Source organism: Devosia rhodophyticola (assembly GCF_028816475.1).
Lineage (GTDB): Bacteria > Pseudomonadota > Alphaproteobacteria > Rhizobiales > Devosiaceae > Devosia > Devosia rhodophyticola.
Map to the genome: position 1 here is coordinate 1,932,784 of NZ_CP118247.1, position 25,524 is coordinate 1,958,307.

28 protein-coding genes are annotated in these 25,524 nt (G+C 57.7%); 17 read left to right on the top strand and 11 right to left on the bottom strand.

All coding sequences use genetic code 11. From position 1 onward, the window contains the following. The first annotated feature begins 7 nt into the window (after positions 1–7). Positions 8–436, top strand: coding sequence for an RrF2 family transcriptional regulator (locus PSQ90_RS09470; RefSeq protein WP_282210083.1), 429 nt, complete (start codon positions 8–10; stop codon positions 434–436). A gap of 193 nt (positions 437–629) precedes the next feature. Then, positions 630–764, top strand: a complete 135-nt coding sequence (locus PSQ90_RS09475) for a hypothetical protein (RefSeq protein ID WP_282210084.1) — start codon at positions 630–632, stop codon at positions 762–764. A gap of 319 nt (positions 765–1,083) precedes the next feature. On the opposite strand, the gene PSQ90_RS09480 is transcribed toward PSQ90_RS09475, so the two are convergent. Genes PSQ90_RS09480 through PSQ90_RS09495 form a run of 4 tightly spaced genes read right to left on the bottom strand, consistent with a single transcriptional unit; the run spans position 1,084 to position 5,148 of the window. Beyond that, positions 1,084–1,911: an ABC transporter permease subunit gene (locus PSQ90_RS09480; protein ID WP_282210085.1), complete on the bottom strand. Its 828-nt coding sequence runs from the start codon at positions 1,909–1,911 to the stop codon at positions 1,084–1,086. Then, the gene (locus tag PSQ90_RS09485) at positions 1,912–2,859 is read right to left on the bottom strand and encodes an ABC transporter permease subunit (RefSeq protein WP_282210086.1); all 948 of its coding nucleotides are present in this window, start codon (positions 2,857–2,859) and stop codon (positions 1,912–1,914) included. Further along, entirely contained in the window at positions 2,856–3,998 is a 1,143-nt protein-coding gene (locus tag PSQ90_RS09490; RefSeq protein WP_282210087.1) for an ABC transporter ATP-binding protein, read from the bottom strand. Before PSQ90_RS09490 ends, PSQ90_RS09485 begins: the two co-directional genes overlap by 4 nt. Positions 3,999–4,053: 55 nt before the next feature. Next, on the bottom strand, positions 4,054–5,148 hold the full coding sequence (locus tag PSQ90_RS09495) for a polyamine ABC transporter substrate-binding protein (RefSeq protein ID WP_407648106.1): 1,095 nt from the start codon (positions 5,146–5,148) through the stop codon (positions 4,054–4,056). A 404-nt stretch (positions 5,149–5,552) separates the two neighbouring features. Here PSQ90_RS09495 and PSQ90_RS09500 point away from each other — a divergent pair, with 404 nt between their 5' ends. The 3 genes from PSQ90_RS09500 (at position 5,553) to PSQ90_RS09510 (ending at position 7,806) form a co-directional block, all read left to right on the top strand. Continuing rightward, positions 5,553–6,500: a pseudouridine-5'-phosphate glycosidase gene (locus PSQ90_RS09500; protein ID WP_282210089.1), complete on the top strand. Its 948-nt coding sequence runs from the start codon at positions 5,553–5,555 to the stop codon at positions 6,498–6,500. Continuing rightward, positions 6,497–7,381, top strand: coding sequence for a carbohydrate kinase family protein (locus tag PSQ90_RS09505; RefSeq protein WP_282210090.1), 885 nt, complete (start codon positions 6,497–6,499; stop codon positions 7,379–7,381). The genes PSQ90_RS09500 and PSQ90_RS09505 overlap by 4 nt, the downstream gene beginning before the upstream one ends. 68 nt (positions 7,382–7,449) lie before the next feature. After that, positions 7,450–7,806 (top strand): DUF1304 domain-containing protein, encoded by a 357-nt coding sequence (locus tag PSQ90_RS09510; RefSeq protein ID WP_282213023.1) that lies wholly within the window; start codon positions 7,450–7,452, stop codon positions 7,804–7,806. Here PSQ90_RS09510 and PSQ90_RS09515 read toward each other — a convergent pair. Next, positions 7,803–9,194 carry a M20/M25/M40 family metallo-hydrolase gene (locus tag PSQ90_RS09515; protein WP_282210091.1) on the bottom strand — a complete coding sequence of 464 codons (1,392 nt, stop codon included), beginning with the start codon at positions 9,192–9,194 and terminating at the stop codon, positions 7,803–7,805. The two genes, PSQ90_RS09510 and PSQ90_RS09515, sit on opposite strands and share 4 nt — an antisense overlap. 105 nt (positions 9,195–9,299) lie before the next feature. Then, positions 9,300–10,205 (bottom strand): LysR family transcriptional regulator, encoded by a 906-nt coding sequence (locus PSQ90_RS09520; protein ID WP_282210092.1) that lies wholly within the window; start codon positions 10,203–10,205, stop codon positions 9,300–9,302. Positions 10,206–10,309: 104 nt separating this feature from the next. On the opposite strand from PSQ90_RS09520, the gene PSQ90_RS09525 reads away from it, so the two are divergent. From PSQ90_RS09525 to PSQ90_RS09535, 3 genes are all read left to right on the top strand, one after another. Continuing rightward, positions 10,310–11,311, top strand: a complete 1,002-nt coding sequence (locus PSQ90_RS09525; RefSeq protein WP_282210093.1) for a YeiH family protein — start codon at positions 10,310–10,312, stop codon at positions 11,309–11,311. A 144-nt stretch (positions 11,312–11,455) separates the two neighbouring features. Further along, a complete protein-coding gene (locus tag PSQ90_RS09530; protein WP_282210094.1) occupies positions 11,456–11,752 on the top strand; it encodes a BufA1 family periplasmic bufferin-type metallophore in 297 nt (98 codons plus the stop codon). Between the two features lie 105 nt (positions 11,753–11,857). Next, on the top strand, positions 11,858–12,373 hold the full coding sequence (locus tag PSQ90_RS09535) for a DoxX family protein (RefSeq protein ID WP_282210095.1): 516 nt from the start codon (positions 11,858–11,860) through the stop codon (positions 12,371–12,373). Here PSQ90_RS09535 and PSQ90_RS09540 read toward each other — a convergent pair. From PSQ90_RS09540 to PSQ90_RS09555, 4 genes are all read right to left on the bottom strand, one after another. Next, positions 12,357–13,415: a mechanosensitive ion channel family protein gene (locus PSQ90_RS09540; protein WP_282210096.1), complete on the bottom strand. Its 1,059-nt coding sequence runs from the start codon at positions 13,413–13,415 to the stop codon at positions 12,357–12,359. The genes PSQ90_RS09535 and PSQ90_RS09540 overlap by 17 nt on opposite strands. Before the next feature lie 96 nt (positions 13,416–13,511). Next, complete coding sequence (locus PSQ90_RS09545; RefSeq protein WP_282210097.1) at positions 13,512–14,528, bottom strand: Gfo/Idh/MocA family protein; 1,017 nt, start codon at positions 14,526–14,528, stop codon at positions 13,512–13,514. 26 nt (positions 14,529–14,554) lie between these two features. Continuing rightward, positions 14,555–15,127 carry an NAD-dependent epimerase/dehydratase family protein gene (locus tag PSQ90_RS09550; RefSeq protein ID WP_282210098.1) on the bottom strand — a complete coding sequence of 191 codons (573 nt, stop codon included), beginning with the start codon at positions 15,125–15,127 and terminating at the stop codon, positions 14,555–14,557. A gap of 3 nt (positions 15,128–15,130) precedes the next feature. Further along, positions 15,131–16,447 (bottom strand): NAD(P)H-dependent oxidoreductase, encoded by a 1,317-nt coding sequence (locus tag PSQ90_RS09555; protein WP_282210099.1) that lies wholly within the window; start codon positions 16,445–16,447, stop codon positions 15,131–15,133. A 240-nt stretch (positions 16,448–16,687) separates the two neighbouring features. On the opposite strand from PSQ90_RS09555, the gene PSQ90_RS09560 reads away from it, so the two are divergent. The 4 genes from PSQ90_RS09560 to PSQ90_RS09575 are packed head-to-tail and all read left to right on the top strand — an operon-like array spanning position 16,688 to position 20,148. Continuing rightward, positions 16,688–16,978, top strand: coding sequence for an STAS domain-containing protein (locus PSQ90_RS09560; RefSeq protein ID WP_282210100.1), 291 nt, complete (start codon positions 16,688–16,690; stop codon positions 16,976–16,978). Beyond that, a complete protein-coding gene (locus tag PSQ90_RS09565) occupies positions 16,975–17,343 on the top strand; it encodes a response regulator (RefSeq protein ID WP_282210101.1) in 369 nt (122 codons plus the stop codon). The genes PSQ90_RS09560 and PSQ90_RS09565 overlap by 4 nt, the downstream gene beginning before the upstream one ends. Positions 17,344–17,373: 30 nt before the next feature. After that, on the top strand, positions 17,374–19,638 hold the full coding sequence (locus tag PSQ90_RS09570) for a chemotaxis protein CheA (protein WP_282210102.1): 2,265 nt from the start codon (positions 17,374–17,376) through the stop codon (positions 19,636–19,638). 18 nt (positions 19,639–19,656) lie between these two features. Then, positions 19,657–20,148, top strand: a complete 492-nt coding sequence (locus tag PSQ90_RS09575) for a chemotaxis protein CheW (protein ID WP_282210103.1) — start codon at positions 19,657–19,659, stop codon at positions 20,146–20,148. Positions 20,149–20,172: 24 nt separating this feature from the next. Here the strand turns inward: PSQ90_RS09575 and PSQ90_RS09580 are convergent, their stop codons facing one another. After that, a complete protein-coding gene (locus PSQ90_RS09580) occupies positions 20,173–20,523 on the bottom strand; it encodes a hypothetical protein (RefSeq protein ID WP_282210104.1) in 351 nt (116 codons plus the stop codon). Positions 20,524–20,681: 158 nt separating this feature from the next. Between PSQ90_RS09580 and PSQ90_RS09585 the strand changes: the two genes are divergently transcribed. From PSQ90_RS09585 to PSQ90_RS09605, 5 genes are all read left to right on the top strand, one after another. After that, positions 20,682–21,272, top strand: a complete 591-nt coding sequence (locus PSQ90_RS09585; RefSeq protein ID WP_282210105.1) for a chemotaxis protein CheD — start codon at positions 20,682–20,684, stop codon at positions 21,270–21,272. A gap of 167 nt (positions 21,273–21,439) precedes the next feature. After that, complete coding sequence (locus PSQ90_RS09590) at positions 21,440–22,948, top strand: methyl-accepting chemotaxis protein (protein WP_282210106.1); 1,509 nt, start codon at positions 21,440–21,442, stop codon at positions 22,946–22,948. 36 nt (positions 22,949–22,984) lie between these two features. Next, on the top strand, positions 22,985–23,830 hold the full coding sequence (locus tag PSQ90_RS09595; RefSeq protein WP_282210107.1) for a CheR family methyltransferase: 846 nt from the start codon (positions 22,985–22,987) through the stop codon (positions 23,828–23,830). Further along, positions 23,827–24,873, top strand: a complete 1,047-nt coding sequence (locus PSQ90_RS09600) for a protein-glutamate methylesterase/protein-glutamine glutaminase (protein WP_282210108.1) — start codon at positions 23,827–23,829, stop codon at positions 24,871–24,873. The genes PSQ90_RS09595 and PSQ90_RS09600 overlap by 4 nt, the downstream gene beginning before the upstream one ends. A 145-nt stretch (positions 24,874–25,018) precedes the next feature. Then, complete coding sequence (locus tag PSQ90_RS09605; protein ID WP_282210109.1) at positions 25,019–25,408, top strand: response regulator; 390 nt, start codon at positions 25,019–25,021, stop codon at positions 25,406–25,408. The last annotated feature ends 116 nt before the right edge of the window (positions 25,409–25,524 follow it).

The window sequence follows — 25,524 nt, forward strand, 5'->3', positions numbered from 1 at the left end:
GACGGTCATGATCTCGCAAAAGGCCAAATATGCACTGCGGGCGCTGGTGTCGCTAGCCAAAGCCGGACACGGCCAGACGATGGTGATCGGCGAGATTTCGCAGCAGGAAGCCATTCCGAAAAAATTCCTTGAGCAGATCCTGCTCGAATTGAAGCGGGCGGGATTTGTCACCAGCCTTCGCGGGCGCAGCGGTGGTTATTGCCTGCTGCGCGCACCCGAGGACATTCGATTTGGCGAAGTGCTGCGATTGATCGACGGGCCGGTGGCGCCGTTGCCCTGCCTGTCATTGATCGCCTATCGCAAATGCGATGATTGCTCCAATGAGACCAATTGCGAGGTGCGGCATGTCTTCATGCGTGTGGCAATGGCAACGCGGCAAGTACTCGACAGCACCAGCGTTGCCGATGCCCTGACGGGTGCCAGCGAGATCGACTGAATGCGCGAGCAACGCAAAATTGGAACAATATTGCGCCAAATGCCATAATATGTCGGACATTAGCCCGATTTTACTCCCAATCTGACCGTCTTGGAATGGCATTCTCAAAAGCGGGCCTTACCAGCCTTTCATAAGGGCTTTATTAATCTCTACTAATGCGCTAGAGTATACCTCTAACCATGTGGAGGTCACTATGACGTACATGCTCAAATACGTAGCGGTTGCGGGGCTCATAGCCGCGTTGGCACTGGGCTTTGTCATTACCACTCACGCTCAGGAAACTGTGTTGCCATCGCACCACGATATGCTGGCGTCAGCTCTGATCTAGGGGATTTTGCCGGACGCCGGGCAAGAAAATAGCAGCGTCACTATCCAAAATAATATTCGAGATGCAAAGAGGGTCGCCTTGCGGCGACCCTCCCATGAGTATTCGGCCTCATGAGCCTGACTGTCTTGCAGTCCGAAGGAAGTGGGATTATCCGAGGATCGCCTCCGACAATATTACCCCATATCCAAGACCCTCATTGAGCGCCGTAATCTCATTAGACATTGGATCACCTCCTTCACGTTAGTTGAACATGAGTTGAGGATGCGCCGGTTTTTCCAGTCTGTAAAGGCACTTGGGCGAACAAGCGGGGAAAGCCCGTTCACATTATCTCTGACGCGCTAGCGCCGACTGGGTTTTTCTGCCCCCGCAATTGCAGCAGGGTGGCGATCCCAACGCCCAATGCAACCACGCCAATTATGATACTGGCGAGGGCGTTGACGTCGGGGGAAACGCCCAGTTTGATCTTGGAAAAGATCACCATGGGCAGGGTCGAAGAGCCGGGCCCCGAGACAAAACTGGAGATCACCAGATCGTCCAGCGACAGGGTAAAGCCCAATAGCCAACCCGAAATCAGGGCAGGGGCAATTATGGGCAGGGTGATATCGACAAAGACCCGGAACGGGGTGGCGCCCAGATCCATGGCCGCTTCTTCAAGGCTGATATCCATATCCACGAGTCGCGATTGCACGACGACAAACACGTAGGCCATGCAAAAGGTTGTGTGGGCGATAATGATGGTCATCGTGCCACGCCCGGCGGGCCAACCGATTAACGATTCCATGGCCACGAAAAGCAATAAAAGGGACAGTCCAGTAATGACGTCGGGCATGACAAGGGGCGCCGATATCATGCCGGCGAGCATGGTGCGGCCCCGGAAACGGCGAAAGCGCACCAGGGCAATGGCCATCAGCGTTCCCAGAACCAGGGCGAGACTGGCGCTGGCAAAGGCGATTTGTAGCGAAAGACCAGCGGCTCCCAATATCTGGGGATCAGCAAGCAACTCTCCGTACCATTTGACCGAAAACCCGGACCAGACGGTAACCAAGCGGTTTTCGTTGAACGAGAAAATGACCAACGAAATGATTGGCGCGTAAAGGAACGCAAATCCCAAAATTGCCGCTGTCGGCAGGAACGGACCCTTGCGCATCTACCGCTCCACCGTGGCGCTTTGGGCGCGCTGCATCAGCATGATTGGCACGACCACGACAATCAGCATGGCGATGGCAACCGCTGCGGCGCGTGGCCAATTGGTGTTGGAGAAAAACTCATCCCACAAGACCCGGCCAATCATCAAGGTGCCGGGTCCGCCCAGCAGTGACGGGATTACAAATTCCCCGATAGCAGGAATGAAAACCAGCATCGTTCCGGCAATGATGCCGGGGACCGAAAGCGGCAGCGTGATGGCCAGAAAAGTGCGCAACGGACGCGCCCCCAGATCAGCCGAAGCTTCGAGCAGCGTTCCGTCGAGTTTGACCAGATTGGTATAGAGCGGCAGGATCATGAACGGCAGGTAGGTATAGACGATGCCGACATAGACTGCGAAATCGGTCTGCATCATGATCAAAGGTTCGATGCCGAACAGGCCGAGAAAATTATTGATCACCCCATTGCCCCGCATGAAACCGGTCAGGGCGTAAACGCGCAGCAGGAACGATGTCCAGAATGGCAGGATGACCAGCATCAGCAGCACATTGCGCCAGCGATCCGAGGCGCGGGCAATGAAATAGGCCATGGGATAGCCGAGCGCCAAAGCGATCAGTGTGGCAATGGCCGCGATCTTGATCGAATTGATATAGGCGTTGACGTAGAGGGAATCCGAGAACAGCTTGACGAAATTGGACAGGTGCAGCGTCAGTTGCACCGTACCGGCCTCGCCAAAGGTCAACAGGTTTGAATAGGGCGGGCGGCCAAACTGTTTGGTCGACAGGGATATCCCAAAGACGACGGCCAGCGGGACCAGAAAGAAAATTGTCAACCACACGGCCGGGGCAAAAATGATCAATGCCCGACCTGACACACCGAGACGGCTGAGGGCCTGTTCGGCCAGTTTCAAGGGGCGGGGCACGCTCGTCGATGGCTCAGGCGTGCGGCTCATGCCGTCAAAACCGATCCGGCGTTACCCGCCCAGCTCAGATATACCCGCTCATCCCATTTGATGGCTTCAAGATCGCCGCGCATGGTATTGGCTTTGGTGACGCGCACTTTCTTGCCGCTATCAAGTACCACCTGATAAACGCTGGTGTCGCCGAGATAGCCGATATCGTCGACCAGTCCGCGGGTAATATTGGCCACCCCGTCTGGCCGGTCACGGGTCAGCAATATCTTTTCGGGGCGGATGGCCCACCAGAGGCGCTGTGCTGGCGCGCAATCGACGCCATGGTCGACATAGATGGCACATCCGGCCTCGGGGCTATCAATCATAATGTGATCGGACTCGTCCTCGGTCACCACGCCTTCAAACATATTGGCCGAGCCGATGAAATTGGCGACGAAACGGGAGTTGGGAAACTCATAAATGTCCGTCGGCTCGCCGATCTGGGCAATTTCGCCCTGGTTCATCACCCCGATCCGGGTGGCCAGCGACATCGCTTCCTCCTGATCGTGGGTCACAACGATAAAGGTCACGCCCAGCGTTTCCTGGATCTTGACCAGTTCGAACTGGGTTTCCTCGCGCAGCTTCTTGTCGAGCGCGCCGAGGGGTTCATCGAGCAGCAAGAGCTTGGGCCGCTTGGCGAGCGCGCGGGCCAGCGCGACGCGTTGGCGTTGGCCGCCGGAAAGCTGGTGGGGTTTGCGCTTTCCGTACTCGGCAAGCTTCACCAACGCTAACAGTTCGTTAACGCGTTGGCCCACTTCTGTTGACGCGATGTTCTCGCGTTTGAGCCCATAGGCGATATTCTGTTCGACATTCATATGCGGAAACAGCGCGTAGGATTGGAACATCATATTGACCGGTCGGCTGTAGGGTGGGACCGCTGTCATGTCTTGCCCGTCGATCTCAATCGTGCCCGCTGTCGGGGTTTCAAATCCCGCCAACATGCGCAAAAGCGTTGATTTGCCCGACCCCGATCCGCCCAGCAGGCAGAACAGTTCGCCCTGATAGATTTCAAGCGACACGTCGGAGACTGCCGCGACATCGGCAAACTTCTTGGTGACGTTGTTGATACGGACAAAAGGTTTGGCCGCGGGGTCGCGCCAGGGACGGGTATCGGCGGCGATCAAGGGCTGTTTGGACATTGTCTACTCGGCGTGGAGAAAATTTTGGGGGCGGCCAGAACCGCCCCCGGCGCGGTTACTGGCCAGTCTTGATCCGGGTCCAGGTCCGGGTCAGCAGTTCGTCATAATCGGGTGTGTGCGACTTCATCGGGAACAGCTTTGAGGCCGTTTCAGCATCGGGATAGATGGCCGGATCGTTCTTGATGTCGTCGGACACATATTCCAGCGCTGCCTTGTTGCCGCTGGCATAAAAGACATAATTGGTTATGTCGGCAGCAATCTGGGCATCGAGCACGAAATTGATGAATTTGTGCGCATTGTCGGGATGCGGTGCGTCGGCTGGGATGGCCAGAAGGTCAAACCATTTGAGCGCGCCTTCCTTGGGGATGACATATTCGACGTCAATGCCCTGGTCGGCCTCGGCGGCGGCATCGCGGGCAATGAACACGTCGCCCGAATAGCCGACCGACAGGCAGACTTCGCCATTGGCCAGATCATCGATATACTGGGACGAATTATAGTAGCGGATATAGGGGCGGATGGAGGTCAGCAATTCCTCGGCCTTGGCCAGATCATCAGGGCTTTCGGAAAGCGGGTCGAGGCCAAGGTAATTGAGCGCTGAGGCAACCATTTCAACCGGCGCATCAAGCAGCGTCACACCGCAATCAGCCAGTTTTGAAACCAGTTCAGGCTTATAAAGAATATCCCATGTATTGAGCGGCTGGTCCGGTCCAAGCGCAGCCTTGAGCTTGTCGACATTGTAGCCGAGCCCGGTGGTGCCCCACATGTAATCGACCGAATGGGCATTGTCGGGATCATGAACGGCTGTGTCCTTCATGATCTGCGGGTCCATGTTAGCCAGGTTTGGCAACCTGGATTTGTCCAGTTTCTGGAACAGGCCAGCGACAACCTGACGCTCGAGGAAAAAGCCCGATGGCACCACGACGTCATAGCCAGAATTGCCAGCCAACAATTTTGCTTCGACCAGTTCGTTGCTGTCAAACACATCGTAATTGACCTTGATGCCGGTGGCATCTTCGAACTTGGCGATGGTGTCTTCGGCGATATAGTCGGACCAGTTGTAGACGTTGACGACGGCTTCTTCCTGGGCCAGCGCGGGACCCGCAATCAGAAATGCGCCAAGCGCCAAGATGAGCGACTTGTTCATCAAATGAACTCCTGTTGAGTTTAAAGGGGATCCTTGTGGCATCGCGACGCGGCGATGACATCAAATCTGGAGGTAATGGGGGAGGCGAAAATTCGCGTACGCACGGGCAGGGATGGCAATGACACAACTGCATGCAACCGACTGGCTACAGCGGAAACAGTTTTGACGTGTAGCCCGGTCTCGGGCGCTGATCGACCTGCCTCGGCGGCGCGGTCAGCAATTGCTTTTTCCAGTGAAGTTTACCCTGCTCAATGTTCACCGCGCCAAACTAGTGGGAAATTGGAAGGGCGACAAGTGATAGTGCGACATGATTGCAAGGGGCTTGACCGCAAACGCGCCAATGGCGCAAAACCGGGCGCGTTTGGCTCGTGTTCGAGCCACAGTCCCAAGCCAAGGAGCGCCCTCTGATGAGCGCCAAACCCTATCTCTCGATTTCCAGCGACGTCAAAAAAGCCCTTAGCGAAGGCAAGCCGGTGGTGGCGCTGGAATCTACCATTATCACCCACGGCATGCCCTATCCGCAAAACCTGGAAATGGCCAGGAATGTCGAAGCGATCGTGCGCCAACATGGCGCCGTGCCCGCCACGATTGCCATCATGGACGGACGGTTTGTTGTTGGTGTTGAGGGGGATGATCTCGAAAGGCTGGCGCTGGAAGGGGGAAAGGCCGCCAAGGCGTCGCGACGCGATGTTAGCGCCTTGCTGGTGCAGGGGGGCATGGCGGGGACGACCGTGGCCACCACAATGCAGATTGCCGGGCTTGCGGGCATCCGCGTTTTTGCAACCGGCGGTATTGGTGGGGTGCATCGCGGTGCCGAAGACACGTTCGATATTTCGGCTGATCTTGAAGAATTGTCCCGCACCCCCGTTGCCGTTGTGTGCGCTGGCGCCAAATCGATACTGGATATTGCCAAGACGCTGGAAGTTCTTGAAACCAACGGCGTTCCGGTCATCGGCTATCAAAGTGACGAGTTTCCCGCTTTCTGGGCGCGTCAGAGCGGGTTCAGGGTTGATCATCGCTTTGATAGCGCCGACGAAATTGCCAAGGTCTTGGCCCTGCAGATTGATTTGGGAATGGGTGGCCTGTTGGTGGCCAATCCAATTCCTGAAGCCGATGCACTCGAGGCCAATGTGATCGAGGCGCGGATCGGGGAGGCCCTTGCCGACGCCGAACGCCAGGGGGTCAATCGCAAGGCGCTGACCCCGTTCCTGCTCAATCGCATCTTTGAACTGACCGATGGGCAATCGCTCAAATCCAATATCGCGCTGGTTGAGAACAACGCCATTCTGGGTGCAAAAATTGCAGTGGCATTGGCAAGCAAGTCGGCACCCAGGCCGAGTGTTCGACGCGCATGAGTGCCCGCATTCTGGTTGTTGGCGATGTGATGACCGATATCATCGTCATGCCCGAAGGTCCGATGGTCAAAGGATCGGACAGACGGGCCAAGATACGCAACCGCCCCGGCGGTTCGGGTGCCAATCAGGCGGCATGGCTGGGCTCGGTAGACGCCGATGTCATATTTGCGGCGCGCGTCGGCAGTTCGGACCGCATGGGCTATGAGAACTATTTTCGCGGTCAGGGCGTGGTTGGCGTGTTGGCCAGCGACACCCAGTTGCCGACGGGCGTTCTGGTTACCATTGTTGATCCCGACGGCGAGCGGAGCTTTCTGACTGACCGCGGCGCCAATCTCAATCTTTGCGCCGAGGATTTGCCCGATAGCCTGCTTGATGATGTGGGTCTGGTCCTGGTTTCTGGCTATAGTCTGTTCGAGCCGGGTCCGCGCGCTGCGGTGCTTGGTCTTTTTGCAGCAGCGCGGGCACGCAAAATTGCCATTGCCGTTGATGCGGCTTCGATCGGGTTCCTCAATGAAGTGGGTGCCAAAAATTTTCTTCAATGGACCCGTGGTTGTGCCTGGTTGCTGGCCAATCAGGATGAGGCCAGGGTTTTGACCGGGTCGACCCGGCTTGAAAAACAAATGCGGGTTCTGGGTCAGAATTTTGACAATGTGGTGATCAAGCGCGGGCGGTCGGGCGCTGCGGTCGGCGGTCGAGATGGTGTGGTGCTGACATCGCCTGCGCCTGAGGTTCGTGTGGTTGACAGCACCGGGGCAGGCGATGCCTTTGCCGCCGGGCTCCTGTCGGCGGTGCTCGGTGACGCAACCGTTGAGGTGGCGCTGGAAGCAGGGATTGCTGCAGGCGCGCGGGCGGTTCAGGCCATCGGTGGTCAACCGCTCTAGCGGTTGGTTGGCGAAATGGGCAAACTGGCAGCCGGTGCGACATAGGCAACAAGGGTTACATCATGCTGATCATTGCGCAAATTTTGGTGGCGTCGATTGCGCTGCTGCACCTTTATATTCTGGCTCTGGAAATGTTCTGGTGGACCAGCCCGCGTGCTCTTAAGGCCTTTGGCACGACGCTTGAGTTTGCGCAGGCAAGCAGGGCCATGGCAGCCAACCAAGGCCTTTACAACGGCTTTCTGGCGGCGGGATTGATCTGGGGGCTGATCCAACCGGACTTCGGATTTGGCTGGCAGATTCAGCTGTTCTTTCTGGCCTGTGTCGCGGTCGCTGGACTGTTTGGGGCCGCCACGGTCGGACGCCGGATCCTGTTCATCCAGACAGTGCCAGCCGTGGCCGCCATGATTGCCCTGATCCTCGTCTAGTCAGCAAAACCGGCGAGGATACGTACCCAAGACCGGATGCCGCCATGGAAGCTGGCCAGATCGTATTTTTCGTTAGGACTGTGGATAGCATCGTCGACGTGGGCGAAGCCGATCAGAAGCGTATCCATATCAAGAATCTTCTTGAATTCGCCTGCGACCGGAATGGAGCCGCCTGAGCCGGTAATGGCAGCCGGATTGGGCCATTCATCGGTCAGGGCCGCCAATGCCTTTTGCAGGAAGATGCCGTCGCTGGGCACCGTTATCGCCGGAGCGCCGCCGTGCTCGGAAAATTCCACAGTACAATCCTCGGGTAGGCGATCGCGGACGTGTTTGCGGAAGGCCGTGCGTATCTTGTCGGGGTCCATACCAGAAACCAGCCGGAAGGAAATCTTGGCGCTGGCCCTGGCCGGTATAACGGTCTTGAAGCCGTCGCCAGTGTAGCCACCGGTGATACCATTTATTTCGCAGGTCGGGCGCGCCCATATCTGTTCAAGGACGCTGCGGTTTTGCTCGCCGGCGGGAAGCGCTAGGCCGGCTCCCTCAAGAAAAGCCACGTCGTCAAATCCAAGATCGCGCCATCCGGCCTTGACGGCATCTGGCACTTCGGCAACGTCGTCATAAAATCCCTCAAGGGTCACGCTGCCATCGGGGCGGCGCAGGTCGGCAATGATATTGGCCAGCACCTGAATAGGGTTGCGGGCGGCATTGCCAAACATGCCCGAGTGCAAATCCTTGTTGGCGCAGGTGATTTCAATTTCTTCCCCGACAAGACCGCGCAGCATGGTGGTGATCGAAGGGGTCTTGCGGTCCCACATATCGGTGTCGCAGACCAGGGCGATATCGGCCTTGAGCTCATCGGCATTGGCGCGCATGAAGGGGGGCAGGTTCTTGCCGCCGCTTTCTTCCTCGCCTTCCAGCATCATGGAAATCCTGACTGGCAGCGCGCCGGTTGCAGCCTTCCAGGCACGGCAGGCCTCAACAAAGGTCATCAATTGCCCCTTGTCGTCAGACGTGCCCCGGCCAACGATGATCTTGCCATCGGGCCCTTGCTTGATCTGGGGCTCGAAGGGATCGGCGTGCCACAGGTTGAGCGGATCGACCGGCTGGACGTCATAATGGCCATAAAACAAAACATGGGGCCCGGCAGCGTCGTGCTGATGGGCAACGACAACCGGATGGCCGGGCGTCGGGCGGGCGGTCGCTACAAATCCCAATGATTGCAGATTCTCGGTAAGCCAGTCTGCGGCCCGCTGGCAGTCGCTGGCAAAGGCGGGATCAGTGGAAATTGACTTGATTCGCAACAGCGAAAACAGGCGCTCAAGACTTTGGTCGAGGCTGGCATCGACCTGGGCCAGAACGGCGTCAAGGGTTTGATTAGGCACGGGCATGGCAATCACTCTTTTGCTGAACGCGGCGACCATGGAACAGCGACACAGGCCTTGTCCAGTTGATCATCGCTATTGTCTTTTCTGAATTATCGCAGGTCAAAATCGCTAGTGCCTTGGCCCTGCGACAAACGTGCCGGCGCAAATGGCCTGCAATTGGCGAACCGCTTCGCCGTGTCGCCGCTCCTTGTGGCGAACCGAATGGAAGGCGCGTGTCGGCAGGGCGAAATCGATGATTGCCAGTTCGCCCTGATCGAGCAAATGAGCAGCGGCGGACAGGGAGACGGCTGCGGCACAATTGCTGGCCGCCACCGCCGCCAGAACCGCTTCGTTAGACGGCAGCACGAGCGAGCGCTGCAACTTTGCAGGATCGCAGCCATTGTCGCGCAACGCCTGCTCCAGAGCCGCGCGCGTGCCGGAGCCGGGTTCACGCGCGATCCACTGGGTCTGCACCAAGAGATCGGAAGCGGTAATGCTCCTGGCGGTTGCCAGAGGATGGTCAGGGCGGGCGACAATCACCATGATATCCTTGGCAATGACTTCGGTTGCAAGGGCTGCGTTTTCAATGTCGCCTTCTGCAAACCCGATTTCGGCCAGCCCGTCCAGGACGGCCTGAGCCACTGTTTCGGTATTGCCGACGTGCAGGCGAATATCAATGCCGGGAAAGGCCGTGCGAAACTGCATCAAACGGGACGGCAGCCAATAGCTGGCAATAGTCTGGCTGGCATGAACCGCGAGTGTTCCCCTGTGCAACTGGCTCAGCTCGCTCAACACCAGTTCGGCAGTGCGCACACGCGCCAGAATGGTTTTGGCTTCGACGAGAAAGGCGCGTCCTGCTGCCGTGATTTCGATGCGCCGGCCAACCCGCTCAAACAGGTGCACGTCATGGAAGGTTTCCAGTGCCTTTATCGAGGCGCTGACCGCTGATGGGGTGAGGCCGATGGCGTGGGCGGCATTGGTGAGATGCTCGCGCTCGGCGACGGCAACAAAGATTTCAAGTTGTTCGAGGGTCATGGTAATTCGTTCGACTTAATCGAATGAAACGTAGAATATTATTCGATGGAAGTACACAGAACCACGTGACAGTTTCGGGTCGAACCACGTTCCGAGAATGAGATATGTTCAAGATCCATCGTTTGCTCCCCGGCCTTTTGCTGACCTTTGCGCTAACGGCATTGGCGTGGGGCGTGGAGCAGGTGGAGCGGCACTGGCTGGGTCAGGCCTGGTTTGAAGCGCTGGTGTTGGCGCTGATTCTGGGGACAGTGGCGCGCTCTATATTTGGCCTGCACCCGGCCTTTGAGGATGGCGTACATTTTTCTGGCAAGACGGTGCTGGAAATCGGGGTGATGCTGTTGGGCGCCTCCTTCAGCGTCAGGGCGCTGGGCGATTTTGGCCCACTGCTGATCGGGGCGATTGCCGGGGTAGTTTTCATTGCGCTGGCGCTCAGCTACGGGATTGGGCGTACAATGGGGTTGCCGCACCAGTTGGCGGTGCTGGTTGCGTGTGGCAATTCCATCTGTGGCAATTCAGCGATCATGGCGGCCGCGCCGGTTATCGATGCGTCGGCCGAGGATGTGGCAGCCTCGATCGCCTTCACTGCGGCGCTGGGTATCATTGTGGTGCTGGTTCTGCCGCTCGCGCTTCCGGGGTTGGGGCTGGCGGAGCGTTCCTATGGGATTCTGGCCGGAATGACAGTTTATGCCGTACCCCAAGTCATCGCCGCTACCGCGCCTGTGGGGTTGGTGGCAATCCAGGTAGGAACACTGGCAAAGCTGATCCGGGTCCTGATGCTGGGGCCTGTTGTCGTTGCGCTCGGGCTGGGCGCTGGACGCAAGGCTGGTTTGAGGCCTGGCGTTGGACGGCTTGTGCCATGGTTCATTGTCGGTTTCTTGTGCCTGATGGGGCTTCGCAGCCTCAATGTCATACCGGTGGCGGTCATCGGTCCCGTCGGTGTCGTTTCTACGATACTGACCACGGCGGCGATGGGCGCGTTAGGGCTTTCCGTTGATCTAGGTACGATGATGCACGCCAATGGCCGGGTGCTGACGAGCGGTGTGCTGTCCATCGTGATGCTCCTGGGGCTCAGCCTTGGCGCTCTTGCCTTGTTGGGCCTTTGGTAGTCTGGAGATGTCCGAAGGGATATTGTTACGCTCGATCACGGTCCTGTGATCAAAAAGCGCGCAGCGACGCGTAACGATATTGTCTGCGGAACGAACTTCACACTACGGAACGAAACTGGTTTCGCCCGTGAAAAGGAGATTCTCATGAACCGCATGTCCACTATCGCTCTTGCCGCTTCACTGCTTACTGCCGTTGCGGGTGCGTCGGTTACCCAAGTCGCTGCGGCGGAAGGCGCATCCGAGCATTGCTACGGTATTTCGCTGGCTGGCCAGAACGATTGTGCCGCCGGTCCTGGCACCACTTGCGCTGGCACCTCGGTTATCGACTTTCAGGGCAATGCCTGGAAAGCTGTTCCAACCGGCACCTGCTCCACCATCTCGGTAGAAGGCGATCGCATGGGTTCGCTTGAAGCCCTTGACCGCGACCTTCCAAACGTCTGATTTCTGAGCTCCAATGTCCCGGGGGTCCAAGACTGGACCTCCGAACTATTGCAAATTGGGGTTGCTCGCGACTAATCGGGCCTTTTTGACTGAGGATTAAACGTCATGTCTAATTTATTGCGGGCTACCCTCAAGTCCTATTTGAGCGCGGACCGGCTGATCGCCAGTTTTCCTCACTCGGTCGCCCTTCTGGGATTGCGCATTGCGCTGGCCATCCCCTTCTGGCGGTCAGGCATGACCAAGTGGGACGGGTTTCTCAATCTATCGAGCGGAACGCGCTACTTGTTTCAGGAGGAGTTCAAACTCCACATTCTGGGCCAGACATTTGCGTATCCGGCGCCGCTGATTACGGCATTTCTGGCCGGGGTCGGTGAGGTGGTACTACCGGTTCTGTTGATATTGGGATTGTTCACCCGTTTTGCGGGATTGGGCATTCTGGCAATGACCATCATCATTCAATTGACGATTCCCGATGGCTGGCTGAGTTTTCACCTGCCGTGGGCGGTCAAGGCGCTGTCGTTGATGGCGTTTGGCGGCGGCAAGCTTTCGCTGGATGCCGTGATCATTCGGTTGGGCATGGCATCGCCCGACCGGGCGGCGACCGCTAGGGCTTCTTCTTGACCTTTGGAGGGGCCTGGCTGGTACCATCCGTTGATGCTTCAACCTGCTCTATTGTGAGTTGCAACCTGGATCGGGGAGGACTGTCGCCCGCTCCCGGCCAGCCTTCACGCTGGCGCCCCCGAACGCCGTCGTTTTCTTCGGTCTGATCGTGAAATAGCTGAATGGCTGTTTCAAATGGCATGTCGATGCCAGCCGCATCAAGCGCCGATTTGATCGCTTCAATGACGCGCGACTGTGTATGCACTACATCGGTCCGCAAGGAGTTTGTCCACCAGCGTGGCCGAAGGGTGATCCACGATGCAGCCAGATCCACCACCAAAACTTCGGCAGCGGGGTCTTGTTCCACACCCTCCACGGACTTGACAGCATTAAGCATGACGCTCTTGGCATCGGCAATATTGTCACCATAGCCGATGCCAACATCATATTGCGAGCGGCGCTTGTCAAAGGCGGTGTTGACGGTCACCGCATTGGTATAGACATCGGAATTCGGGATGAGCGCCATGCGCCCATCATAGGTTCGAATGGCTGTCACGCGGGTTTCGATGTGATCGATCGTGCCTTCGTACCCATTGATCACGATCTGGTCGCCGGGACGAAATGGTTGTCGTAAGAGGATAAGCAGCCCGGCCAGCCAGTTCTGCAATATGTCTTTGAACGCAAAGCCAATGGCAACTGAGCCAATGCCCAGGCCAGCGACCAAATCGCCGGGTTTGACCGAGGGCAGGACGATTGTCAGGGCCAGCAGACCGCCCAGAGCAATCACCACCGCTTTGACAAAGCCTCCCAACACATCGCCCAAATTGCTTCGGTCGCGATGTTTCGCCCATTGGCGGACGCCATGTTCGATGGCCATGGAAATAAAGAAAAATACCACCAACAAAGCAATGGCGACCGCGATATTGGGCAGCAGCCGGAAAAAGCCGTCAATCCAGTTGTTGATGGTGATGACAATGGCGTCGGGCGAGACATCAATCTGTTCGACTGGCGCATCGGATGGGGACGCCGCGCTTTCGACTGCTTCTTGGGCCCAAGCCTGCATGTCGCTGCGTCCTGACTGGTTTAGGGTCAGTGTAAAACGCCCGGAGCACGCAATTGTTCCGGCATTTTCCTGACAGGCAGCGATGAATTTGAGCTGCTACCCCACCTCGGCCCAACCGCCGGCCTTTTCGCTGGCAACAACAGCGTCGAGGACCCGCATGTTGGCAATGGCGTCATCAATACCCCAAGGCAGGGTCTTGTTGCCGAGAACGGCCAGGGAAAATGCCTCGGCCTGCTCGGTATATTGATCGCATGCGGGCAGGATTTCGCGACGGGCGAGCGAACCGTCAAACGGGCCGCCAACGTCGATGGTGATTGCGGAGCGTTCGTCGGCAGGCGCGTTGAAAGGAATGATGATTTCAAGTTTTGCCTTGCTGCCGAGAACCTGAACTCGCTGATGGCCAGCCGACTGGGTCGAGCAGATGAAGTTGAGGGCTTTACCCTGGCCGAAATCTGCGATGACGCTGGCGTGGCGATCGGTCTTGAAGGTGGGGTCGCGATCTACCAGGGCGACCACACGCCTGGGTTCGGCCTCGAACAGAAAGCGAGCCGCGGCGATGGGATAGCAACCGATGTCCATGATGCCGCCACCGCCAATATCGGCCATGTTGCGAACATTTGCCGGATCGTCGTTGAAATAGCTGAAGACGGCATTGATGGCATTGATCTGGCCAAGTTCGCCCGAGCGGATGATGTCGCGGGCTCGCTGCCATTGGGGATGAAAGCGCACCATAAAGGCTTCGAGAATCAGCCGGTCGGGCGGGCACTGACGCAAGGCTTCGGCGTCCGCTGCATCAAGGGCAATGGGCTTTTCGCACAGGACGTGTTTGCCAGCCCTGGCCGCTGCAACGGTCATCGGCACGTGCAAATGGTTGGGAAGCGGATTGTAGATGGCGTCTATGTCGGGATCGGCAAATAGTTCTTCGTATGAGCCAAATGCCTTGGCGATACCCAATTGGTCGGCAGCCGTCCGTGCCCTGGCCAGATCACGCGATGCGATGGCGACGACCTCGGCATGCGGGGCCTTCATGATGGCAGGGGTCACCTTGCTCATGCCGATGTTTGCGGTGGATAGAATGCCCCAGCGGACTTTTCCGTCAGTATTCGCCATCATCTTCTCCTCAAATTACCGTTTCGGCTCTAGCTGTTTGCGGTCTTGTGCTGCCCGTCGGCGAGCCCGAGGGCGCGGCGCATCTCGTCGATCAGGCGTTCCCCAGACCAAAAATTGTCTTTAAGCCATTGTTCTGCCTTGGTGTATTGGTCAGGTGAATGCGGCACCCAGCCAATTCGCAGCGCCACGGCTCTTTGTCCTTCACCATGGTCATACATGGCCGCGAGCTGCTCGAATACGCGCTTGGAATCGCCGTAGGCGTTGATAATCATCGCGGGATTGATTGGCTCAGCCCAATTAGACGAGGCAAGCACAACATTTTTTACCTGCATTCGCTGAGCGGCCTGAAGAAGGCGGGCACAGTTGGAAACAGCCTGCCAGTGAACTTCATCGGCGGCTTTGGGATTGGGGCTGGTACCCAGATGCACCAGCGCATCGACGTTGGTGAGTGCTGTAACAATCCGGGGATCGTTATAATCAATCGTTCCAAGATCGGCGGTAATATCAGTTCCGGGCCGGATATCGAGGCCAACGCTATCCGGAAAAGCAGTCATGACTGTGCGCCCGACTGCCCCGAGTGCGCCAGTAACCAACAAGCGCATGGTCTAAAGTCCTTCCAGCATTTTGTCCTGAAGTTGACGCAGGGCGTAAAGACGCGTCGTTGTGTCGGGCGTAGCGTTGGCCCTGGTGATCAAATCTCCCTGCTTGACCGGTGCCATGATTTTGCCCCCCTCGAGCAAACCAACTGGTAGCGCCTGGGCGGCGCGGGCGTCGGCAACGGTCATGGTGAACGAGCGATAGCAGGTTTCCCCAATGGCATCCAAGGGCTCGCCTGCGGCCAGATCGCGCTTTGCGACCGCGCAGACTTCCGCCACGGGCCGAGCCAATGGCACCATGTCCGGTTTGCCGTACAGCATGATGCGTGCGGCGGTCAGGGGCACTTCAAGACTGGTCAGATGGTAGGGGCGAAAGAAACAATAATAGGGTCCGTGGCCAATGTGCAGATCGTCCATCCGCTCGATGATGCGAGGATGTTCTGCCTTGGCAATAACGAAGACACCCGGCGCGACGCCCTTACCGATAGTGTAGTCGACCACGCCCATCCCGTTAAGAATGCCGCCGTCGGCGCGTGGGATCAGGACCTTGGCCATGTCATCGCGGTCGGTCTTGGGCCCGTGCATCCCCGGAATGTCGGGAACAAGTCCCGTGGCATTGGCAATGGCACACATTTCCACCATCGTCTTGGAACCATCGATGAACTCAACCAGCATGCGCGGGTTCATGTTGCGTCGCGTCGCTTCCGCGCGATATTCGTCGGGAACGGCATTGTGGCGCAGCGGATTGTTCTTGCCTTTGCCGGCGGCAACAACGGGTAGGCCAAGGGCTGAAACAAACTCGATCAATTCCATACACGAGCTTGGTTCATCGCCTGCACCGACCGAATAGACAACGCCAAGTCGGTCCGCCTGACTCTTGAGATAGGGGCCTATGGTCACGTCGGCTTCCACATTCATCATCACCAGATGCTTGCCGTGCTCCATGGCCATGAGGTCATAGTCGGCGGCAACGCCCGGCTTGCCGGTGGCATCGATGACCACATCAATCTGGGGGGTGGTGACCAGGGTTTCGACCGAGGTGATGGCAATCTTGCCCGCCTCGATGGCGGTGCCTGCCTGTGCCGGGGTATCGGCCTCACGGCCGCGCGTATCATCGCCATAGGCGATCCGGATGGCATCAAGGGCCGTGTGGGGGCGGCGCGTTGCAATGGCGGCAATGGAAATGCCATCCATCATGCTGCCCTGGGTCACCAGATCGGTACCCATTTCCCCTGAACCAATGACGCCGACGCGAATGGTCTTGCCGGCATCGGCGCGGGCTTTGAGGTCCCGGGCGAGCCCGGTAAGTGCTACATTGGCGGTCATGGCGAACTGACTTGTCAAAGGTGTCTGGGTGGTGGGTTGGCTCTAGCACCCTGGGGTGCTGCGCTGGAAATAATGTGGTCTGACAAGGGTCTATCAGAGGGCGGGCAAACAGTCCAAACATTCGCATTTGGCCAATGATTAGAGGCGTCTGGAACAGACCGACCCCTAAGGTTAGCACTTATTAAACCGTTAGCGGGCAAAGTTCGCTCTGGAGAAGTCTCCGTTAGCGCGAGCCATATCATGAACTCAATTGCTGCCAGATCCGTTGCCTTGCCGGCAATTCTGGATCTCGATGCGCTGGATGGCGTGCGGGATACCTTGCTCGAAGCTATCGAGGTTGGATCCGTGAGTGTGAATGCGGCGGGGGTTGAGCGGGTTTCGACCAATGCGTTGTTCATGTTGCTGAGCGCTGCCGGGTCGGCACGGCGCAATCAGGTCGGTCTTGAGGTTGTCAATCCGAGTCGGGTCATGGCCACTGCAATCGAGCGTCTTGGGCTGGGTGATCAATTTGAGGGAACGATCGGAAGATGACAGGTTTGCGCATCCTGACTGTTGATGACAGCCGAACCATTCTGGCGATGCTACATCATACCCTGTCAAACGCGGGGTTTGAGGTATTTCAGGCAGAGGATGGGCGACAGGGCCTTGAAGTGTTGCGCACCCAAAAAGTCGATGTGGTCATCACTGACATCAATATGCCGATCATGGATGGCATTGAGTTTATCAAGGCGGTGCGCGCCAGTGGCGAATTCCAAAGCCTGCCCGTGATAATTCTTACCACCGAGACCAGCCAGGACAAGCGCGATCAGGGCAAGGCTGCGGGTGGTACCGGATGGATCGTCAAACCGTTTGATCCCGAAAAGCTGATCAGCGTCATTCACCGGGTTGTCCATTGAGCCCGCTACCAAAATACGCGTGCGCCGCTCATGAGTGATCTGGACGAATTCAAAGTCACCTATTTCGACGAGTGCTCGGAGCTTCTGGGCGAGCTCGAAGAGATTTTTGCAGTTATCGAGCTGGGCGATCGCGATAGCGCGCGGATCAACGCGGCATTTCGGGCTGTGCACTCGATAAAAGGAGGCGCAGGCGCCTTCGGTTTCAGCGCGCTGGTCGAATTTGCGCACGGCTACGAAACCCTGATGGATCAGGTTCGCGACGGGCGCGTATCCATGAGCGACGACGTGGTGACGTTGTGCATTCGTGCCAACGATCTGCTCGCCGATTTTGTTGGAGCGGCGCGCAGCGACGCACCGCTGGCCGCTGAACATGGTCTGGCAGAAAAACTCCAGATGGCGGCGTTGGCAGAAGGGCAGGCGATCGACGGCGAACTTGATGATTTCGACTTCGATTTTACGCCCATTGCGGTTGATCTGGGTAAGGACGAAGCCGAAACCAAGATCGAGGTTCATACCGATCAGTTCGCCGATGCACCTTCAACCGATCTTGATGGGCAATGGGAAATTAGCTTCCGGCCGCACGCGGCGCTTTACGCGCGTGCTAACGACCCCTTGCTGTTGTTCCGCGAACTCGCGGCGCTTGGGCATATGAGTGTGCAGGCCCAAATGCTTGATTTACCGCCTCTGGCCGATTTCGAACCGTTTGGAGTCTATTGCCTGTGGACGATTTCCCTGGTTTCGCCTGACCTCACTGAAGCTATGATCCGCGAAGTTTTTGAATTCGTTGAAGGCGATTGCGATATATCGGTGGTTCGTCTGGGCGAGCAGACGGGGACGGGGGAAAATGACGTAACGGTGCAGGTTGCCATATCGGCCACCGACGTACTGGACCCAAATATCAATGATTTCCTGATGCTCAGCGACGACGAAATCGGCGCGATGATTGAGTTTGGCGAACCGGATGACCTGCGCGAGGCACCTCTGGTTGGCCAAGAGACGGTGGGCGCGAGCATACCCCAAGAGGCGATTGCGGCCGGGCCGGAAGCTGGTATTCCTGAGCCGACGAGTGCTAAACCGATTGTCGAGTTGGCTGATGAAGGCGACCGACGGGCGGTTGGCGTGCAGTCCATCCGTGTTGATCTCGAAAAGGTAGATCGGGTCGTCAATATGGTGGGCGAATTGGTCATCACCCAATCGATGTTGACCCAGCAGATGGATGAAACGCTGCGCACGCAATATACCGAACTGGTTCGCGGGCTCGAGGTTTTGGCGCAGACGACACGGGGATTGCAGGACTCGGTGATGGCGATCCGGGCGCAGCCGGTCAAATCGGTGTTTTCGCGCATGCCGCGGCTGGTGCGGGAGCTTGGCCTTAAGACCGGCAAGACGATCAAGCTCGAAATGGTCGGCGAAGCCACGGAAATCGACAAGACGGTGATCGAGCAATTGTCCGATCCACTTACCCATATGATCCGCAATTCGGCCGACCATGGCATTGAAAGCGGTGCGGTGCGGCTGGCGGCAGGAAAGCCTGAAGCTGGTACGATTCGACTGGGGGCCGAGCAAGCCGGCGGCAATATTCTGATCACTATTGAGGACGACGGGGCAGGGATCAATCGCGAGCGGGTGCTGCAGGTGGCGCGTTCCCGAGGCGTTGTGGCGCCCGATGCAGACCCCACCGACGAGCAGATCGACCAGTTGATTTTTGCTCCCGGCTTTTCGACAGCTGAGGCCGTTAGCGACATCTCGGGTCGAGGGGTCGGTATGGATGTCGTCCTGTCCAATATCCGCAAGATCGGTGGTTCGGTAAATGTGCGCTCAAGGCCGGGTCGTGGAACGCGCATGACCCTGCGTTTGCCGCTTACCCTTGCGGTACTGGATGTGATGTTGGTTCAGGTGGGCCAGAGCCGCTATGTGGTGCCGCTATCCTCCATCGTCGAAACGATTCAATGCAGTCGCGCAGCATTTTCGCGGGTGCCGAGCGGCGGGCAGGTGCTGCACGTTCGCGGGGAATATGTCCAGGTGATCGACCTTGCAGAGCGTTTTGAGCTTGATGGCGCACGAGATGCGGAAAGCCGGTTCCTGGTGCTTTGTGAAGCCGAGGGGTCCCACAAGATTGCGCTGATCGTTGACGACATCATGGGGCAGCAGCAAGTGGTCATCAAATCTCTTGAAGAAAATTTCGAACGCGTTGAGGGCATCGCGGGAGGCACAATCCTTGGTGATGGCAATGTTGCCCTGATTGTGGATGTGCAAGGGCTCAAGGCGAGTGATCCGCACAGGACAGCGGCCTGACAAGGCGCGGAAAGGCAAATGATGGAAGCGCTAGATATGCGTGACGATGCGGTCGACCAATCAGCTATTGCGGCGCAAAACGCCCTGCAACTGATCGCTTTTTCAATCGGCGAGCAGACCTATGGTGTCGAAATCACCACGGTGCGGGAGATCCGCGCGTGGAATGGAGCGACGCCTCTGCCCAATACACGCGACTATGTTCGCGGGGTCATTAATCTGCGCGGCACCATTGTGCCGATCTTTGATCTGAGAGCTCGATTTGGCGATGGCAAGACGACGCCGACAAAAAATCACGTGGTTGTTGTGATGTCCGTTGGGAACAAGTGGGTGGGCATTCTGGTGGATGCCGTCAGCGATATTCTGACCGTTTCGCGCGATGACATTCACAATGTGCCGGAAGGCAATTCCATCGATACCGAATTGCTCAATGGCATTGTCACCCATGAGGGCCGGATGGTGGGGCTGATTGACTTGCTCGCGGTGGTTTCAAGCGCCAGGGCCGACGCCTGATCGCTGCATCAGAGGTGCACGCCGCTAGAACAGTTCAGCTTCGCCCGATTTGAGGTGCGCTGCGATGCCCGAAAGGGCCGGCAGGCGTAATTCGTCCAGGGTCAGGCCTGCCCAAATGGCGTCGATATCTCGAGGCTGGGCAGCATTTATCCCATCCAACTGCCGCACAACTGACGCTAGCCCGCGACAGCGCTGCTCGATGCGATCCTGGTCCTGAAGGGTTTTGACAATCTGGGTCATGGCGCGCTGGCGTGCGGATTCGGGATCGACACCCGTTTCGGCAAGAATCTGCAGTGCCTGATTGATACCATCGACCAGCACGGCTGTCTGCCGCGCGGTTTCCTCCAGTTCAGTTGCCAGCCGCTGCATCGCCATTGGGACCAATTCCTCACCTGTGGTGTCTATCATATCGTAGAAGTCTGAAGTGGTTCTTGCCGAAAAATCCATGCGGGCAAAGCCCTTATGGATTGGTTAGCAATTCAATAACCGGTTGGCACTAGGCTTTGGTACACACTGATGGAATTCAAACGTAAATGGCCTTGAGGCAAACTCTTCCCGCCGAATTCGACCGAAGCGTTGTGACGACCATCCATCAGGGCGACTATCGTGTCTCTGACCAGACCGCGGTGACCTTGTCGACGGTGTTGGGATCCTGCGTTTCAGCCTGTGTGCACGACGCGGTTGCCAGGGTTGGGGGGATGAACCATTTCCTTTTGGCCGAACAACCGGGATCTGCCCGAGAGAAATTCGGCGCTTCGGCGCGGTATGGGGCGTTTGCGATGGAGCGGTTGATCAATCGTGTTCTGAGCTTGGGGACAGGCGACAAAGCCAATCTCGAAATCAAGATTTTTGGCGGCGGCCGCATAAATACAGCGCTTGATGATGTGGGTGGCAAGAACATTGACTTCGTGCGCGGGTTCCTGCGGGCCGAGGGATACGACATTGCCGGCCACGATCTGGGGGGCAATTTTGCCCGGCGGGTCCTGTTCAAACCGGCGTCAGGACGCGTATTCGTCAAGCGGCTCGATAGCGCGGCGGGCATGTTGATCGCCACCCAGGAGCTGGTGGACGCCCGGAGCAAGCATGGGGGTAAACAGGCTTTGCCCGACATCGAATTGTTCTGAGAAATGTCGTTTTGAAGTGCCTGCGCCCTTGGCAGGGGTGGAGCGGCGTAGCAGGCCTTATCAAAGTGTTAGCAAGGTCAAGCAAACTATAGAGTTGGTTAACCATTGCTGGCTTAGTGTGCCAATCATGGACATTAACTCCTTTTGAGCGGCGGACGTTTACCGGTATGCAATATTTGCGCCTAGCGTTGGTCGGGTGCTGCCTGTGGCTGGTTGCAATCGCTGCGGCAGCCGGGTTGCTGCTGGCATTTGGCTCAAGCGCCGAGATCATCGTGGCCATTGGAGCGCTCTTCGGTCTGGCGGTGGTTCTGTCGCTGCTGGCGGCAATCATGCACCAGCGCGGGCATCGAAATACACTGGCGGCAATCGCGCGGGCTGCGGGCTTGACCGAGGTCGCGGACGAAAGGTTTTCCATTCGTGACATTGTGGCTCGAATGGGCACCCGGCTGGAGCGGGCACACCATTTCAAAGCCGGCCTTGAGGCGATCGGGCAACCCGTGCTGCTGGTCACCGAAAGTGGGACAATTGAAGCGGCAAGCCGGGGGGCGGCAGCCCTGGTCAAGGGCAAGGTGGAAGGGGAAACTCTCGATGCTGTCTTTGGGGCGGGTTATCTCGAAACAGGTGGAGGAAGCGCCGAGCAGTCACTGATTCTGTTGGGCGGACGGCGATTTGAAGTGAGCCGCCGGGCCATTGGTGTGGGTCGTTACATTCTGGAATTTTCTCCGGCGGGTCAGTTCATCGAAGATGATGATCTGGATGCCTTTGCTTCGGCGCTGGCAGGTGGGCAAACCGGCTTTCGATTTGAGGATGATGTTGCCCGGTTCAATCCGGGCCTTGCCGCGCTCAACCTGGGCATTGAGGCGATTGACGAAAGCGTGCGGGCACTGGACGAACTTGCCGGCCATATGGCGTCTGCCAACGTTACCGGTCTGACGCGGCAGGTCGATGCTGTCAGGGCAAAAATCATGGGCATAGAGGGCGAACGGGATCAGCAACAGGTCTTGCGGCTGGCGGTGGAGCGCAAGCTTTCAGCGATTGCGGAACTGGTTGCCGATTTTGAGGCCCAGGCCGACCGTATGCGTGACATGGCGTTGGGCGCACGCCGAGGGGTCAACGGCATACGCGACCGGGTAGTGGGCGGCGTGGCCAGCGCCGCGCAACTGAGCGCGATGGGACAGGACGCGGCAGATCTGGCGGGCGAGGTCGATCTTAGCGCGCGCCGGACCCAGGTTGTTGTCGGCGATCTCGACATCATGACGCTAGAGGTCGGCAAACTCGTTGCGGCCATTGAAGAAGTTTCCTTCCGCACCAACTTGCTGGCGCTCAATGCTGCGGTCGAGGCGGCCCGGGCCGGGGAGAAGGGTGCCGGATTTGCCGTGGTTGCCGAAGAAGTGCGCATGCTGGCACAGCTCACCAATCGTTCCGCCAAGGACATCAGGGCGGTGGTCGACCGTGGGCGCGCCAATATGACTGCCGGTGTTAAAGAATCGACGTCATTGCAGCAAATGACTGTCGATCTTGAAAAGCGTTTACGCAACATAAGCAATGAGGCGGGCAGTATTGCGCGCAATTTGAGCGAGGATGGGCAGTCTCTTGCTCAGATCGAGGCCCGGCTGGGGCCAGTTAATCAGGGTTCCACCTCGGCGCGTGCACCAGTTCTGCGGCGCGCCTCCTAGAATTTCTGGCGTGTTGCGCAGTTTGGATGGCATTGAATGGAACAGGTCGAGTTCACTCTCAACGACATCGAATTTGAGAGGATCAAGGCCCGTGTGCGGGCCGAGGCGGGGATTTCCCTGAGCGATGCGAAACGGACATTGGTCATTTCGCGACTTTCCAAGATTGTTCGCACCCTCGGCATGGTCAGTTTTGCCGACTATCTCGATTTTCTGGAGCGTAATGCGAACGGCGCGGCGCGTCAGGACTTCATCAATGCGCTGACCACCAACCTGACGCGGTTCTATCGCGAAGAGCACCATTTTGAACATTTGTGTGCCCATGTTGAGAAATTGATTGAAACGCGTCCGCGCGGCACCCGGCTGCGAATCTGGTCTGCTGGCTGTTCGACCGGCCAGGAGCCCTACAGTATCGCGATGTCGTTGATTTCAGCCTTTCCGGAATTGCGCCGCTGGAATTTCAAAATACTGGCTACCGACATTGACACTGCGGTTCTGGCCAAGGCCGCAACGGGCATCTATCCCGACGGAGAATTGTCAGGGCTGGCGCCCGAGCGTGCCCGACTGTTGGAGCACTCGGCAGGCAGTACAGTTCGCGTCCGGCGCGAAGTGCAGGAACTGGTGGCCTTCAAGCCTCTCAACTTGATGACACAATGGCCGATGAAGGGGCCATTTGACGCGATCTTCTGCCGGAATGTCGCGATTTATTTTGACAAGGCTACGCAACGCGAAGTGTTTACGCGGTTCTCCCACCTATTGGCACGCGGCGCTTTTCTCTACATCGGTCACTCGGAAAATATCGGCAGCGGGTCACGCGACTTCAAACTGGTCGGCAAGACCATCTATCAGTGCAAGACCGGACTGGGACGGGTGGAAGCCGCATGACGATCAAGGTGCTGGTAGTCGATGATTCTGCTCTGATCCGGGGTGTGTTGACGCGGATGCTGGTTAACGAGGGTGATATCGAAGTCGTGGGGACGGCGCTTGATCCGATTGATGCGCGTGCAAAGGTCAAGACGCTCAATCCCGACGTGATCACGCTCGATATTGAAATGCCCAATATGAACGGGCTGCAGTTTCTGGATCGGTTGATGCGACTGCGGCCGACGCCGGTGGTGATGGTTTCAACGCTGACGACCAAGGGTGCCAGTGAAACATTGCTGGCGCTTGAATTGGGCGCTGTGGATTTTGTTGCCAAACCCGGTGTGGGGTTGGATGGAGGTCTTGAAACTTTCGGAGCGGGGCTGCGTGAAAAGATTCGCGCCGCTGCTACCTCCGATGTTCGGGGTCGCGCGCAACGGGTGGATGCGCCCAAGGTTGCGGTCCGTACGGCAGCGGGGCCCGCTGGAGCCTTGATCGCCATTGGTGCCTCAACCGGGGGTGTTGAAGCAGTGCGTGCCGTCCTCAGTGCCCTGCCAGTTGATTGCCCCCCGATTGCCATTGCCCAGCACATGCCGGCGGGCTTTACCAGTCGGTTTGCTGCACGGCTCGATAGTCTTTGCGCCATCAATGTGGTTGAAGCCGAAGATGGTATGGTGGTTCAGACAGGCAATGCTTACGTTGCACGCGGCGACTATCATTTGCGGATTGAGCGCCGTTCGGGCCAGCTCAAATGCCGCCTGGATCAAAAAGATCAGGAAAGCGGGCACCGACCCAGCGTCGATGTGTTGTTTGGGTCAGTGGCGCAAACTGTTGGTGCGGCCGGGATCGGCATCATCCTGACCGGAATGGGCCGGGACGGCGCGCGTGGCCTCGGGCAGATGCGGGACGCGGGCGCCCACACAATTGGTCAAAGCCGGGCGTCGGCCCTGGTTTACGGGATGCCCAAAGTTGCCTTCGAAGAGGGAGCCGTGGTTGAGCAGGCCCCGCTTGACGAAATTGCGTTGCGGTTGGCAAACGCTCTTGGCCGGGCCAGGTCGGCACCCTGATTGAGTGGGAACGGCAAGAGTTGAAAACCTGTTGCCCGGTGCGTGGCAACGCAAAGGGTTCGATTGATGGATTCGTAACGGTTGGGGCTTAGGTTCGTTGGATAAGTCCGGACAGATCCGGCTTTCTGAACGGGTGAACACGTTAATGCCAAAAGCCAGCGCTGTGAGCGTCATGATCGTTGATGATCAGCAGTCCATGCGTGGTATTTGCAAATATATTCTGACTCAGTTGGGGTTCAAGGAAATCGTTGAGGCACGAAGCGGGCGCGATGCGCTGGGTAAGCTCGAAAAAGCCAGTGTCGATCTGATCATTTCCGACTGGAACATGGACGACATCGACGGGCTGACCCTGCTCAAGGTCGTGCGCAAGCATCCTCGAACAACGGCTGTGCCGTTCATCATGGCGACGGGGCGCTCCGATAAAGAGCAGGTCAAGGAAGCCATTACGTTTGGTGTCAACAATTACATCGTCAAACCTTATGACGCCTCAACGATGCGGCGGCGCATAGAGGCCGTCATCGGCGCCCTGACTTAAGCGTTCCGCCATAGCGCATGGTTGGCGCGCGGATCATCAATCACTTTTTTCAGTTGGGTCGCAGTAAACGCTCAATTAAGCAGGCTTTGGTATTTGTGCCTACGGGCGAACCCGCG

Bases quoted from the DNA above. Each gene is read 5' to 3' on its own strand.
- PSQ90_RS09470 (WP_282210083.1), top strand. From the start codon at position 8: ATGATCTCGCAAAAGGCCAAATATGCACTGCGGGCGCTGGTGTCGCTA.
- PSQ90_RS09475 (WP_282210084.1), top strand. From the start codon at position 630: ATGACGTACATGCTCAAATACGTAGCGGTTGCGGGGCTCATAGCCGCG.
- PSQ90_RS09480 (WP_282210085.1), bottom strand. From the start codon at position 1,911: ATGCGCAAGGGTCCGTTCCTGCCGACAGCGGCAATTTTGGGATTTGCG.
- PSQ90_RS09485 (WP_282210086.1), bottom strand. From the start codon at position 2,859: ATGAGCCGCACGCCTGAGCCATCGACGAGCGTGCCCCGCCCCTTGAAA.
- PSQ90_RS09490 (WP_282210087.1), bottom strand. From the start codon at position 3,998: ATGTCCAAACAGCCCTTGATCGCCGCCGATACCCGTCCCTGGCGCGAC.
- PSQ90_RS09500 (WP_282210089.1), top strand. From the start codon at position 5,553: ATGAGCGCCAAACCCTATCTCTCGATTTCCAGCGACGTCAAAAAAGCC.
- PSQ90_RS09505 (WP_282210090.1), top strand. From the start codon at position 6,497: ATGAGTGCCCGCATTCTGGTTGTTGGCGATGTGATGACCGATATCATC.
- PSQ90_RS09515 (WP_282210091.1), bottom strand. From the start codon at position 9,194: ATGCCCGTGCCTAATCAAACCCTTGACGCCGTTCTGGCCCAGGTCGAT.
- PSQ90_RS09520 (WP_282210092.1), bottom strand. From the start codon at position 10,205: ATGACCCTCGAACAACTTGAAATCTTTGTTGCCGTCGCCGAGCGCGAG.
- PSQ90_RS09525 (WP_282210093.1), top strand. From the start codon at position 10,310: ATGTTCAAGATCCATCGTTTGCTCCCCGGCCTTTTGCTGACCTTTGCG.
- PSQ90_RS09530 (WP_282210094.1), top strand. From the start codon at position 11,456: ATGAACCGCATGTCCACTATCGCTCTTGCCGCTTCACTGCTTACTGCC.
- PSQ90_RS09535 (WP_282210095.1), top strand. From the start codon at position 11,858: ATGTCTAATTTATTGCGGGCTACCCTCAAGTCCTATTTGAGCGCGGAC.
- PSQ90_RS09540 (WP_282210096.1), bottom strand. From the start codon at position 13,415: ATGCAGGCTTGGGCCCAAGAAGCAGTCGAAAGCGCGGCGTCCCCATCC.
- PSQ90_RS09545 (WP_282210097.1), bottom strand. From the start codon at position 14,528: ATGATGGCGAATACTGACGGAAAAGTCCGCTGGGGCATTCTATCCACC.
- PSQ90_RS09550 (WP_282210098.1), bottom strand. From the start codon at position 15,127: ATGCGCTTGTTGGTTACTGGCGCACTCGGGGCAGTCGGGCGCACAGTC.
- PSQ90_RS09555 (WP_282210099.1), bottom strand. From the start codon at position 16,447: ATGACCGCCAATGTAGCACTTACCGGGCTCGCCCGGGACCTCAAAGCC.
- PSQ90_RS09560 (WP_282210100.1), top strand. From the start codon at position 16,688: ATGAACTCAATTGCTGCCAGATCCGTTGCCTTGCCGGCAATTCTGGAT.
- PSQ90_RS09565 (WP_282210101.1), top strand. From the start codon at position 16,975: ATGACAGGTTTGCGCATCCTGACTGTTGATGACAGCCGAACCATTCTG.
- PSQ90_RS09570 (WP_282210102.1), top strand. From the start codon at position 17,374: ATGAGTGATCTGGACGAATTCAAAGTCACCTATTTCGACGAGTGCTCG.
- PSQ90_RS09575 (WP_282210103.1), top strand. From the start codon at position 19,657: ATGATGGAAGCGCTAGATATGCGTGACGATGCGGTCGACCAATCAGCT.
- PSQ90_RS09580 (WP_282210104.1), bottom strand. From the start codon at position 20,523: ATGGCGATGCAGCGGCTGGCAACTGAACTGGAGGAAACCGCGCGGCAG.
- PSQ90_RS09585 (WP_282210105.1), top strand. From the start codon at position 20,682: ATGGCCTTGAGGCAAACTCTTCCCGCCGAATTCGACCGAAGCGTTGTG.
- PSQ90_RS09590 (WP_282210106.1), top strand. From the start codon at position 21,440: ATGCAATATTTGCGCCTAGCGTTGGTCGGGTGCTGCCTGTGGCTGGTT.
- PSQ90_RS09595 (WP_282210107.1), top strand. From the start codon at position 22,985: ATGGAACAGGTCGAGTTCACTCTCAACGACATCGAATTTGAGAGGATC.
- PSQ90_RS09600 (WP_282210108.1), top strand. From the start codon at position 23,827: ATGACGATCAAGGTGCTGGTAGTCGATGATTCTGCTCTGATCCGGGGT.
- PSQ90_RS09605 (WP_282210109.1), top strand. From the start codon at position 25,019: ATGCCAAAAGCCAGCGCTGTGAGCGTCATGATCGTTGATGATCAGCAG.